7 protein-coding genes are annotated in these 13532 nt (G+C 31.0%); 4 read left to right on the top strand and 3 right to left on the bottom strand.

The window, feature by feature from the left end; genetic code table 11:
- Window positions 1–148 precede the first annotated feature (148 nt).
- The gene (locus tag GQX97_RS02105; protein ID WP_157150311.1) at window positions 149–664 is read left to right on the top strand and encodes a flavodoxin family protein; all 516 of its coding nucleotides are present in this window, start codon (window positions 149–151) and stop codon (window positions 662–664) included.
- A 32-nt stretch (window positions 665–696) separates the two neighbouring features.
- On the opposite strand, the gene GQX97_RS02100 is transcribed toward GQX97_RS02105, so the two are convergent.
- The 3 genes from GQX97_RS02100 to GQX97_RS02090 all read right to left on the bottom strand — a co-directional run bounded on the left by GQX97_RS02100 (window position 697) and on the right by GQX97_RS02090 (window position 3364).
- Window positions 697–1281, bottom strand: coding sequence for an RlmE family RNA methyltransferase (locus GQX97_RS02100; RefSeq protein ID WP_157150310.1), 585 nt, complete (start codon window positions 1279–1281; stop codon window positions 697–699).
- Between the two features lie 11 nt (window positions 1282–1292).
- Complete coding sequence (locus tag GQX97_RS02095) at window positions 1293–2699, bottom strand: lipopolysaccharide assembly protein LapB (protein WP_157150309.1); 1407 nt, start codon at window positions 2697–2699, stop codon at window positions 1293–1295.
- Between the two features lie 128 nt (window positions 2700–2827).
- Window positions 2828–3364: a PadR family transcriptional regulator gene (locus GQX97_RS02090; RefSeq protein ID WP_157150308.1), complete on the bottom strand. Its 537-nt coding sequence runs from the start codon at window positions 3362–3364 to the stop codon at window positions 2828–2830.
- Window positions 3365–3589: 225 nt separating this feature from the next.
- Here GQX97_RS02090 and GQX97_RS02085 point away from each other — a divergent pair, with 225 nt between their 5' ends.
- From GQX97_RS02085 to uvrA, 3 genes are all read left to right on the top strand, one after another.
- Window positions 3590–4837: an OFA family MFS transporter gene (locus GQX97_RS02085; protein WP_157150307.1), complete on the top strand. Its 1248-nt coding sequence runs from the start codon at window positions 3590–3592 to the stop codon at window positions 4835–4837.
- 181 nt (window positions 4838–5018) lie between these two features.
- The gene (locus GQX97_RS02080; protein WP_157150306.1) at window positions 5019–6965 is read left to right on the top strand and encodes an NAD(P)/FAD-dependent oxidoreductase; all 1947 of its coding nucleotides are present in this window, start codon (window positions 5019–5021) and stop codon (window positions 6963–6965) included.
- Window positions 6966–7477: 512 nt separating this feature from the next.
- A complete protein-coding gene (uvrA, locus tag GQX97_RS02075) occupies window positions 7478–13294 on the top strand; it encodes an excinuclease ABC subunit UvrA (protein ID WP_157150305.1) in 5817 nt (1938 codons plus the stop codon).
- The last annotated feature ends 238 nt before the right edge of the window (window positions 13295–13532 follow it).

Genomic DNA, 13532 nt, shown 5'->3' with positions numbered 1-13532 from the left:
CATATCGAACTTCATCGATATATATTATAGTAAACATATCGAAGTTTGTCAATATGTTTAAATACAAATTTCTAAAAAATATTATACTTGCAAAAATATTCAAATAATATATTATTAGACTAATCTAACATTTAAAGGAGATTGAAAAATGAAATACTCAATAGTTTATACAAGTAAAAGCGGAAATACAGAAAAATTAGCTCTTGCTATAAAAGAAGCTGCTAATGGAGAATGCTTACAATGCGTTAAAGCAAATGAAGTAGATAATACTAAAGTTAATGATTCTGATATAGTATTTGTTGGTGCTGGAAGCTACAAGGGTACTTGCGATGAAGCTGCTGGCAAATTTATGGAAACATTAAAAAACAAAAAAGTATTTTTATTTATGACTGTTGGTTATGGAGATAATCAAGCTTATTATGATAAAATGCTTAATCCTGCTAAAACATTTATAGATTCTTCTAATACAGTAATTGGCACTTATGCTTGTCAGGGTCAGTGGATTGAAGGACAGAAAAAAAATCTTGAGAATATGTTAGCTAAGGCTGCTACTGATGATGAGAAAAAAGTTATAGAAGGCAAATTAGCTAATTATCCAAATGCTATGGGTCACCCTAATGCTGAGGATTTAAATAAACTTAAAGACATAGTTAAATCTTTATAATAATTTTTTTGTAAATTGGGTGGGTTTTATACCTACCCTTTTAACTTTTTAAAACCCTTTGCAAATAAAAACACTTCCCTACTTTCATCTCTTGAACTTTTTGGCTTAAACACTGTTACAGAATCAAAATAATCATTAAGCTCTTTTTTAAAATTAGGCAAATCTTTTCCGTCAAAAACTTTTATAAAAAAATTCCCATTATCTTTTAATACATCTTTTGCCAAATAAAATATTTTCTCACATAAACCTATGGAACGTAAATGATTAGTCTCTCTGTCTGAAGTAGTATTGGGCATAGCATCGCTAACAACAACATCAAACTCTATATTATCAAAAGTGGAAGCGTCCATTTCTTTTATATCGCCAAGAATAAATTTAAATCTCTGATGTGATAAATTATTAGGAAGTATATCAACCCCCACAACAGAACCAGTTTTAATAATCTTATTAAGCATATATTGACTAAAAGAACCGGGAGAGCATCCTACATCAAGCACATTATCAGATGATTTAATAAACTTAAACTTGTTTTGTGCCTCTTCCAATTTAAATACACTTCTAGCTTTATAATTTTCTTCTTTAGCTTTTTTAAAATAAAAATCTTGAACTTTTTTCATAAGATAAAAATTTACACAATCCAGTCTAATTTTTCTTCAGCTCTAGTAACACCAACAGGAACACTTGTAAATGTAGACTTCTCTACTAAACTTTCTAAACGTTTAATACCAACTATATCAATTCTAGACATAGCTGCATATCTAATAGCATCAGGAGTAGCCATAGCACAAGTTACAAGCACAGAATTAACCACGTTAGAACTAACAGCATAATCATACAACTGCACAAGCTCTTCATTAAATATAGGGCTGTAAGACATTCTAAAAAATACTATCTTTTTAGTAGAATGTACGCTCTTACCGTCTTTAGCAAAAATTATAACATATTTCTTATCTGTAGTCTTTAATGAATATGGAATTAAATTCATAGTAGATACTATTTTTAATGCTAAATCAGCAAATTCATTTTCATCAAGTTTAAAGAAGCTTTTAATATTATCACTATATCTTGACTCTTTATATTCAGCCAATTTTTTCTCAGCATCTTTATAATTTGGATTTATTATAATTATATTTTCTAAATACTCTATAGCCTTATTAAGATTTTCCATTCTGCTGTAGCATTCAGATAATTGATATAATATAGCTAAATTCAATTCTTTATCAATACCATCATAAGCAATAGCCATCTCCAAATATTTAATAGCAAACTCTATATTGTTTAATTCTATATAACATAAAGCTATCTCATACAATGATTTAATAGCATATTCTCTATCTTTGCTGGATATTTTATAATGCTTAATAGCATTTTTAGAGTCCAATTTTCCTTTATATGCACGTCCTAAATTATAATTCAAAGCAGGATCATTAGGATATTTGCTTATAATACTGCTCATTATAACTATAGCTTCATTATAATTACCAGCATTAACATAACAATATGCCTTATATTTTAAAGCCTCTTTATTTGTAGAATCATTCTCTAAAGCATTTTCAAAAAATTGAAAAGCTGTGTTATATTGCCTATTATCATAATATATCTTACCTATTTCTATAGAAACATTAACCTTATATTCTCCGCCCAATTTTAATAATGATAAAAACTGAGCTAATGATTCTTCTTTTCTTCCTATAGCATTTAAAGATCTGCCTAAAGATATTACTGTTTCAGGGGAATCATCGCCTGTATCTATTGCATGTCTATATTCAACTATAGCAAAAGGGTATTCTCCCATTTTATAATAGCAATCACCTATAATTTTATATATTTTATATGATTTAGTATGTACTTTATTTTTTGATAGAATATCTCTTAATTTTTTTATAGCTACATCATATTTTTCTGCTGCTATAAAATTATTTACTCTATCCATATCGGACTGGACATATTTTGAATATAATTTTGGCAGTATTCTACTTGCAATAAAAAGTAATATACAAAATACTACAATAAATACTATAATATAAACTGTCATAGTCTTTCTTAATTTTTTTATATTTTATATTATATTACTCGGCATTATTTGCAATATGTAAAGTACTTTTTATTATATAATAAGTAAATTATAGTACTTTTATATTAATAATTTTTTATGATAAAATTTTATTTACCGCACAGCTCTAAACATTTCTCAAGCCATCTGCAAGTATTCTCTTCACGCATAATAGCTCCCATTAATACCAAATAATCGCTAAAAGCATTTGTATTCTTTTCTGGAATAGCTTTAAATTTCTTTTGATTATTTCTTAAATGCTCTAGCCTAGCTATATGCTGACTAAGATGATTTTTTATTAATTCTTCTCTATCTTTTTCTGATAAACAATCTGAGAAAAACAACTGCAATCTAAACTCATCTTTAAAAGTAGGCGGAATATCTATTTTTGATTCAAGCCATTTCATAAAGTCTTTTTTACCAAGTTCTGTTATTGAATATAACTTTTTTTCTAATACATTACCTGATATTTCTATTTTATATTCTACCATACCTTCTTTATGAAGAGTTTTTAATTCTGGATAGATTTGACTATGTTTTGCACTCCAAAACTCGCACAGTGCTTCTTCAAATTCTTTTGTAATATCGTATCCTGTCATGCTTTTTTGATTCAAAAGCCCTAAAATAGCGTATTTTAGCACTCCCATAAAACTGCTCCAATTATTATTTTTAAAACTACTCTATTATATCACTATTAAAATTAAAATCTATAGCAAATAACACATAAAAATTAATATGTATATATTGACATGTTTAATTATATATGTTATTATCGGTATACATTAAAAATATTACTACTTTACTATAAAGAGTAAAAGAATAACATTTTATAAATGTTTTTCATATAAAAAATAATTTATAGGAGTATATTTATGAATTATACCAAAAAAAGGTGGTTTATACTTTTTGTAGTATGTTTAGCCAATCTATGTTTAGGCTCAATTTATACTTGGAGTGTATTTGCAGCCCCTATGGCAGAATATTTATCCGGCATATTGGGAAGAACATTAACTTCTGCAGATTTAGCTATAGTATATACAATAGCTAATAGTGTAGGCCCTATCACAATGATAAGCGGCGGTTGGGTTAATGACAAATTTGGACCTAAAAAAGTTTTATTTGTTGGCGGAATGATGTGGGGGCTTGGAATGCTTCTTTCTGGTTTTGCTACAAGTGTAGGATTTTTAATTGTGTCTTATGCATTAATAGGTGGACTTGGTTTAGGTATGGCATATGGTACAGCAATAAGCAGCTGTATAAAATTCTTTCCAGATAAAAGCGGATTAGTAGGCGGTATTATCACTGCAGTATATGGTTTTGGTTCTGTAGCACTTCCTCCTATAGTTACTACAATAGTTAATAAATTCGATGCTCCTACTGCTTTCAAAATTGTAGGTATAGCTTTTTGTATTATACTTGCATTTTGTTCTTTTACTATAGAAAAATGCCCTCCAAACTTTGTACCAGATGGTTGGACTCCTCCAGAAAAGAAAACTTCAAATGCTGGTCCTGTAAATAAAGATTGGAAAGGAATGCTTAAAACTCCTGCTTTTTATGTAATGATACTTTTATTTACTTGCGGAGCTTTTACTGGAATGATGATTACTTCTCAAGCTTCAGCAGTGGCAAGAAATTTGGTTGGTATGAGTGCTATTGCTGCTAGTACTGCGGTATCGGTTCTTGCATTATTTAATGTATTTGGAAGAATTGTAGCAGGGTATTCTTCAGATAAAATAGGAAGAATATTAACATTAGCTTTTTCATGTATACTTGGTGCAATAGGTTTATTATGCCTTTACAAATCAGGAGAAGGAACTAATGTGATATTCTATATTGGCATATCAATAGTAGGTCTTTGTTTTGGTTCATTTATGGGAGTTTTCCCCGGATTTACAGCTTCAAAATTTGGAACATTAAATAACAGTGTTAATTACGGAATAATGTTTATTGGTGTTGCTATAGCTGGATATTTCGGACCAACTGTTATGGGAAGCATGTATCGTCAATACGGCACTTATCAAAATGCATTTTTGGTAGCATGCGCTTTGAATATTTTTGGAATAGTATTAACAATAATATATTCAATTTTAGACAAAAGAGAGAAGAGAGCTAATTCTTGATTAATAGATAAATAATTATATTTTAGATTTAGCTTAATATAGTATCAAAAATTTAGTTCTTTTGGTTCTTTTATACCAATAAAAGAACTGGGGGTGCGGGGGCTAGTCCCCGCAAAAAAATTAAAAAATTGTTTTTGACAAAACTTTTAACACAAAAATAAAAAATGTAAGGAGATAAAATATGAAACATAAATATCCTAATCTATGTAAACCTATAACAATAGCTGGTGTTACTTTTCAAAATAGAATGTTTTCAGCTCCAATGGGCGGAACTGATATAACTAATGATGGCTGTATAGGACCTAAATCTACTGCATTTTATGAATTAAGAGCAAGAGGCGGTGCAGGTGCTGTTACAGTAAGTGAATGTATGGTGCATCCTGAAACAGACGGCTCTCATGCTTATCATTTAGATACAAAAATATTAAACTCACTTGCTGCTGCTACTTATACTGCTGATGCTATACGCAGACATGGTTCAATAGCAAGTTTAGAATTATCTCACTCTGGTATGTATGCTGGTACATATATGACAGACAAGAGCAAAAAACAAAGTATGGCTCAATGGGGTCCTTCTGACACTGTTCGTCCTGACGGTGTGGAAGTAAAATCTTTAACAAAAGAAATGATTAAAGACATAGTTGCTGCTTATGGTAATGTTGCTGGTCTTGCTAAAAGAGCTGGTTTTGAAATGCTTTTAATACATGGCGGACATGGTTGGTTATTAAATCAATTTTTCTCTCCTTATTTTAATAAAAGAAAAGATGAATACGGCGGAAGCTTAGAAAATAGATGCCGTTTAGCAATAGAAGTATTAACATCTGTACGTAAAGCTGTTGGAGAAAAATTCCCAATAGAGTTTAGGTTCAGCGGTTCAGAATTATTTGATGGCGGTTATGATTTAGACGAAGGAATAGAGATAGCTAAACAGATATCTCCTTATGTGGACTTACTTCATGTATCTGCTGGTACTTATCAAAGAGGTTTTGGCGATACTCACCCTTCTATGTTTAAGCCACATGGATGTAATGTTTATTTGGCTGAGGCTATAAAAAAACATGTTTCTGTGCCTGTATCTACTATAGGCGGTTTAAATAGTCCTGAACAGATGGAAGAGATTATTGCTTCTGGAAAAGCTGATGTTGTTTATATGGCTCGTGCTTTGCTTGCTGACCATGAATTGCCTAGAAAAGTAATGGAAAACAGAGATGAAGAGATAGTATATTGTTTAAGATGTTTTACTTGTATGGCTGAACGTGCTGCTACTGCTACAAGAAGATGTACTGTTAATCCTCTAATAGGAAGAGAGCTTGACGGTGTTGAGATTATGCCAGCAAGAGAAAGTAAAAAAGTTTTGGTTGCAGGTGCTGGTCCCGGAGGATTATATGCTGCTTATACTGCTGCTAGAAGAGGACATAAGGTTATATTATGCGAAAAAGAAGCAGAAATTGGAGGTATATTAAAAAGCGAACAGGCTCTTCCTTTCAAAAAAGAAATGTATGATTTATCTTACACTTATGAATTACTTGCCAAAAAAGCTGGTGTAGAAATTCGTACAAACACGGAAGTAACAAAAGAATTAGTTGAAAAAGAAAATCCTTATGCATTAATAATTGCTGTAGGTTCTACTCCTTTGGTTCCACCTATAAAAGGTTTAGATGGTGATAATGTTGTAATAGTAAATAACTACTACAAAGAAAAAGATAAAGTAACTGATAATGTAGTAGTATTTGGAGGCGGTTTAGCAGGATGTGAATGTGCTATACATTTAGGAATGGAAGGCAAAAAAGTACATCTTGTAGAAATGAGAGATGAACTTGCTCCTGATGCTAATGTAAGACACAGACCTTTACTTTTAAAAGAAGTTGATAAATATGTTACAGTTCATACTGGATACAAAGGAATAGAAGTAAGAAAAGACGGAATATTATGTGTTGACAAAGATAATAAAGAAGTATTAGTTGAAGGCACTAGCGTTATATGTGCTTTAGGACAAAAATCTTGTACTGATACTGTTGAAAAATTAAGAGACACTGCTCCTTTTGTAAGAGTGATTGGTGATGCTGCAAAAGTTGCAACAATAACAAATGCTGTTTATTGGGGCTATCATGCCGCTTTAGACATATAATACGATTCATAATTTCCTATTGGCTTTATAGTATAGAGATATATTATAAAGCCTTTTTAAATTTTACTTACACACCTCCGCCCTATTATATTTATTGTTTTATTTTGGACTTTTTATTTAATTAATTATTATTACTAAATTTGTCAAAGCACTCCCGCCCTAGTTTTTATTAAATTTATAATCTCTTTAACACACGGTTAGCTTACTATTATAACTTTATAAAAATTGAATTATAAATTGGCTTTATTCTTTAATTTTATTCAGCGTGCGGTGAATGATGTTTTAATTTAATTTTATAATAAAAATTCTCAATTTAAAAACTGCTTGGGTGGGAATGCTTTTTTAATGTTTGCTCTAAAATATAATTAAATTCTATATTTAAATTTAAACAGTAAATATTAAAGGGCGGGGTATGTAATAAAATTTATTTATTAACATTTAATATCAGTAAAACCTTTTTTTATATAGATTTTATGTTATAATTGTTTAACTTTTTTAAAAAGGATTAATTAATGTCTAATAATGCTATAGAAATAAGAGGTGCTAAAGAGCATAACCTTAAAAATATATCACTTTCAATACCTCATAAAACTCTAACTACTTTAACAGGAGTATCAGGAAGCGGAAAGAGCTCACTTGCATTCGATACTATTTTTAAAGAGGGGCAGAGAAGATATTTAGAATCATTGTCAGCTTATGCAAGACAGTTTTTGGGTGTTATGGCTAAGGCTGATGTTGAACATATTGAAGGGCTATCTCCTACTATTTCTATAGACCAAAAAAGTGTAAATAAAAATCCTCGCTCTACGGTGGGTACTGTTACAGAGATTTATGACTTTTTTAGACTACTTTTTGCAAGGCTTGGAGTGCCGTATTGCTCTAAATGCGGGCATAAAATTTCTAAGCAAAGTGAAGACCAAATTGCACAAAGTGTTTTAAGAGAGTTTTCTCAAAAAAGAATTTTAGTGCTTGCTCCTATTGTAAGGGATAGAAAAGGAGAGTATAGAAAGGAAATTGAAGAAGTACAACTTGCAGGATACCCTAGAATAAGAATTGATAATATAGTTTATAAATTTGATGAAGATAAAATACCAGAATTAAAAAGATATGAGAAGCATACTTTAGAAATAGTTATAGATAGGATAAAAGTTGAAGATAAATATTTGTCAAGAATTACAGACGACATTGAGAGGGCGATAAGAATAACAAAAGGCTTAGTGGCTTTCTATGAAGAGCATGAAAAAAGTGAGGAAGCATTAGAAATACAAACTGCAGAGAATGCTGAAGAAGATACAAAAACTAAAAAGAAAAAAATAAAAATGAGTAAGCAGTTTGAAATAGATAAATATTACAAACTCTATACAACTGAAAGGTCTTGTGCAAATTGCGGACACTCTATTGCAGATATTGAGCCTAATTTATTTTCGTTTAATAACCCAATGGGAGCATGCACTGTTTGCGGAGGGCTTGGGGTTGAGCATGTATTTACAGAAAAGCATATTGTAAGAGATGAGAATTTAAATATTTATGAAGGAGCTTTATCTTGTTTTGTAGATGATCATATTGGTTTTGATATGGAATATGGTACTGATGAATTAGAAGTGATTGCTAAAACTTATAAAATAGATTTAAAAAAGCCTTGGAAAGATTTAACTAAAACAGAAAAAAAATATTTACTTTACGGCACTGATAAAGAAGTAAAATGGAGAAAAAGATCTTGGTATCATAGCAAAATGGTAGAAGAGAGAGTTCCCGGAATTTTAGACAGATTAAAATATGACTACGAAACTTATAAAATGAATTATTATGCTAATTTTATGGACGAAGTTGAATGTCCTAAATGTAAGGGTAAGAGAATTAATGATGATGCTTTGTCAGTAAAGTTTAACGGTAAAACTATAGCCGATTTCTCTTCAATGACTATAGAAGACTTATATGATTATTTCACTAAGTTAAAATTAAAACCAAATGAAGAAGTAATTGGTGCTCCTATAGTAAAAGAGATAATTTATAGATTAACATTTTTAGTAAAGGTAGGACTTACCTATTTAACAGTAGAACGTTCTTCCCCTACTCTTTCAGGAGGCGAATCTCAAAGAATAAGATTAGCATCACAAATAGGAAGCGGACTTGAAGGTGTGCTTTATGTACTTGATGAGCCTTCAATTGGACTTCATCAATCGGACAATAAAAAATTAATTGAATCATTAAAGACACTAAGAGATAAAAATAATACAGTTATAGTTGTAGAGCATGATAAAGAAACTATGGAAGAATCAGACTATTTAATTGACATAGGTCCTAATGCTGGTGTTAATGGAGGGGAAGTTGTTGGAATTGGTGATTATGAAGAGTTTATAAAATCTGATAAATCATACACTGCTAAATATTTACGTGGCGATGATGATATAGAAATTCCAAAAACAAGAAGAGACGGAAATGGAAAGTTTTTAAAAGTAATTGGGGCTAATCAATTTAATCTTAAGAATATAGATGTTGAGTTTCCTTTGGGTTTATTTATTGTAGTTACAGGACTTTCAGGAAGCGGTAAATCTACTTTAGTTGAAAACATTTTAATGCGTGCATTGCATAATCATTTTTATGGTAAGACTTTAACAGCTGGTGAGCATAAAAAAATAGAAGGACTTGAAAATATTGATAAGGTTATAGAAGTTGATCAATCTCCTATAGGAAGAACACCAAGAAGTAACCCTGCAACATATACAAAAGTTTTATCGCCTATAAGAGATTTATTTGCAGCTACTAAACTTGCAAAAATGAGAGGATATGATAAGGGAAGATTTTCATTCAATGTAAAAACAGGAAGATGCCCAACTTGCGAAGGAGCTGGAGTTATAGAACTTGAGATGCAATTTCTTTCTAATGTATTAGTGCCTTGCGAGGAATGCGGCGGAAAGAGATTTAATGCAGAAACTTTAGATGTAAAATATAAAGACAAAACTATTTATGATGTTCTTGAGATGAGTGTATCTGAAGCGATTGCATTTTTTGATGGCATCACTTCAATCACAAGAATATTAAAAATAATGGAAGATATAGGACTTGGATATATTAAATTAGGTCAGCCATCAACTACACTTTCAGGAGGAGAAGCTCAGAGAATAAAACTTGCAAGCGAACTTCATAAAATATCTACAGGAAACACCTTATATATATTAGATGAGCCTACTACAGGACTTCATTTTGAGGATATAAAAAAATTATTAAAAGCATTGGACGGACTTGTTGAGAAAGGAAATACTGTTTTAGTTGTAGAGCATAATTTGGACGTTATTAAATGTGCTGATTATATCATAGATATGGGTCCTTTAAGCGGAGATAAGGGAGGAAGAGTTGTTGCTGAGGGTAAGCCAGAAGATATAATAAAAGTAAAAGAATCTCTCACAGCAAAAGAACTTAAAGAAATATTAAAACCTTCAAAAAAGAAAAAAGAGAATATAAAAACAGAGAAAACAAAAAAAGAAGAAAACACTTCTCTTATTATAAAAGGAGCTAACAAACATAATCTTAAAAATATAAGTTTAACACTCCCAAAAAATAAAATAAATGTTATCACAGGGGTATCAGGAAGCGGAAAAACTTCTCTTGCATTCGACACTATATTTAAAGAAGGTCAAAGGAGATTTGTTGAATCGCTTTCTACTTATGCTAGAAGATTTTTAGGAAGATTTGAAGATGCTAATGTAGACAAGATAGAGGGCTTAGCACCTGCAATTGCAATAGACCAAAAAAATGTAAGCAGAAATCCTCGTTCAACTGTGGCAACTGTTACGGAGATTTATGACTATTTCAGATTAATTTTTGCAAGACTCGCTAAACCTCATTGCCCTCATTGCTCTGATAAAGATACTCTAAAAGCCGAAACTCCTTCTATACTTGCTACTGAAATTGTTGATACTATGGAGCAGAATAAGCTTGTTATAATATCTCCTTTATATCATAGCTCATTTAATCATAGATTTACTTTTAATGACAATGATGCGAAGGATATTAAAAAGATTATAGAGAAAACAAGAGAAGCAGGATATGTGAGAATGCAGATTAACAATAATGATTATGTTATAGATGATATCACTGAAGAAGACATTAAAGAATTATCAAAAGAAGAGATATATTCTGTAGGCATAGTAATTGATAGAGTTGTTGTTGGAAAAGATAAAAGAGCAAGAATTGCAGATGCAATTGAAAGGGCCATAGATTTATCAAACGGAGTAGCACATATAAAAGCAACTCAGGGAATAATAGTAAAAGAAAGTTTCCATACAAAATTCCCAGCTTGCTTGCTTCATGGAATATTATTTGATTTTGAAGTGACCCCAAGACATTTTTCATTTAATTCGCATTGGGGATACTGTGAAGAATGTAAGGGGCTTGGAAGTAAACCTACATTTAGTATAGACTTAGCTATAAAAGACAGCACAAAACCATTATTTGACGGAGCATTAGACACTGCTATTCATAATATGTTTTCTACTCCGGGAAAATATTATACAGATTCTTTAATGAGATTTTTAAAAAGAAACGGCATAACAAAAAAAGATTTGTATGAAACACCTTTCAATGAACTGGACAAAAAAGTTATTGATACATTCTTCTTTGGAGGCGATTATTCTGTAGGAAATGTTATTACTCAGTGGCATTCTAATAATGATGTTACAAGTGAAGATTATTCAGAATGGAAAGATAAATCCCTTGGTAAATTCTTTATTGATGAGGAGTGTGATTCATGTCATGGAGAGAGGCTAAATGAAATAATAAGGTCTTACACCATACAAAATAAAAACATAAGCCAAGTATGTGCCATGACAGTAGAAGAGGCTATTAATTTCTTTGATGAACTTCCAAACCTTTTAACCGAAAGAGAAAACACTATATCAAAAGAAGCAATAAAAGAGATTAGAACAAGATTAAGTTTCTTAGATAAAGTAGGACTTGGATATCTACTTTTAAGCAGGAAATATGCAACTCTTTCAGGAGGAGAGGCTCAGAGAATAAGACTTGCTAGTCAATTAGGCTCTAAACTTACAGGCGTGCTTTATGTATTAGATGAGCCTACTGTAGGGCTTCACCCAAGAGACACGAATCATTTGCTTGATACTTTAAAAGAATTGAGAGATTTAAAAAATACTCTTGTAATAGTAGAGCATGACAGAGACACAATGAAAGCTGCTGACAATATTGTAGATATGGGCCCTTTCGCTGGTGCTTTTGGAGGGGAAGTAGTTTTTCAAGGCAAATACGATGATATATTAAAAGATAACAATTCACTTACAGGAAATTATTTAAGCGAGAGAAAAAAAGTATTTGAAAAAACTGCTATAAGAAACGAAGAGACTGAATGCATGAAATTAAAAAATGTTTCAACAAACAATTTAAAAAATGTTGATGTTGATATACCGCTTAAAAAGATAGTAGCAGTTACTGGAGTATCTGGAAGCGGTAAGTCATCATTAATAATAGACACCCTCTACCCTGCTCTAAAAAAACGCAGACTCAATCAATACTCAAAATTTGAAAGTGTTGAAATACCTAGCATTGTTTCTGATACTATATTGGTTGATCAAATTTCTATAGTGGGATCTATTAGAAGTACATTAGTAAGCTATAGTAAAGTATTTGATAAAATAAGAAATATATTTGCAAAAACTCCTACAGCAAAAGCAAAGGCTTTTTCTCCGGGCAGATTCTCATATAACGGCAAAGAAGGAAGATGCAATATATGCGAAGGTAAAGGTATAAGAAAAATTGCAATGCACTTCTTATCAGACATGGAAATAGTTTGTGAGGCTTGCGGAGGTAAAAGATATAATGATGAAACTTTATCTGTAAGGTTTAAATCTCTAAACATAGCCGAAGTATTAGAACTCACCGTTGATGAGGCAATAGAGTTTTTTGACTTTGATAAATCAATTACAAAAACTTTATCTATAATGAGCGAGGTTGGGCTTGGTTATATAAAACTCTCTCAAAGGCTTGACACTTTCTCTGGAGGTGAATTACAGCGTTTAAAACTTGCAACAGAGTTAGCAAAAAAACAAGGCGATGAGCATATAGTTTACATATTAGACGAACCTACTACAGGACTTCATTTCGATGATGTTAATAAACTTCTCATAGCTTTAAACAAATTAGTAGAAAAAGGACATAGCGTTATAATAATAGAGCATAACCCTGATGTTATAAAAGCTGCTGATTATATAATTGATTTAGGATTAGAGGGCGGCACTAACGGCGGAGAGATTATTGCAAAAGGTACTGTTAATGAAATTTTAGAAATGAAAAAAGGCTACACTTGGAAATATATTTAGCTAATATAGTATATACTGAAATTTTTTAAATTTATCAATTTTTCTCTTGTTCTTTTTTCACGCCTTCGCACCCATACCTAAAGGTACTTCTTTCAGTCGCCCTGAAGGACTTCCTTCGGTCGCAGGCACTTCCTTCGGTCATGGTGCGGACTTCGTTAAAGAACCAAAAAGTGCAAGTACAAAATTAATTAAGCCATAATATAAAAAATTATATTTTTGAAAAATAAATTAAAACAAT

The organism is Brachyspira sp. SAP_772 (assembly GCF_009755885.1).
GTDB lineage: Bacteria > Spirochaetota > Brachyspiria > Brachyspirales > Brachyspiraceae > Brachyspira.
This window is presented reverse-complemented; position numbering and strand designations above follow the sequence as displayed.

Bases quoted from the DNA above. Each gene is read 5' to 3' on its own strand.
- uvrA (WP_157150305.1), top strand. From the start codon at position 7,478: ATGTCTAATAATGCTATAGAAATAAGAGGTGCTAAAGAGCATAACCTT.
- GQX97_RS02085 (WP_157150307.1), top strand. From the start codon at position 3,590: ATGAATTATACCAAAAAAAGGTGGTTTATACTTTTTGTAGTATGTTTA.
- GQX97_RS02090 (WP_157150308.1), bottom strand. From the start codon at position 3,364: ATGGGAGTGCTAAAATACGCTATTTTAGGGCTTTTGAATCAAAAAAGC.
- GQX97_RS02100 (WP_157150310.1), bottom strand. From the start codon at position 1,281: ATGAAAAAAGTTCAAGATTTTTATTTTAAAAAAGCTAAAGAAGAAAAT.
- GQX97_RS02080 (WP_157150306.1), top strand. From the start codon at position 5,019: ATGAAACATAAATATCCTAATCTATGTAAACCTATAACAATAGCTGGT.
- GQX97_RS02105 (WP_157150311.1), top strand. From the start codon at position 149: ATGAAATACTCAATAGTTTATACAAGTAAAAGCGGAAATACAGAAAAA.
- GQX97_RS02095 (WP_157150309.1), bottom strand. From the start codon at position 2,699: ATGACAGTTTATATTATAGTATTTATTGTAGTATTTTGTATATTACTT.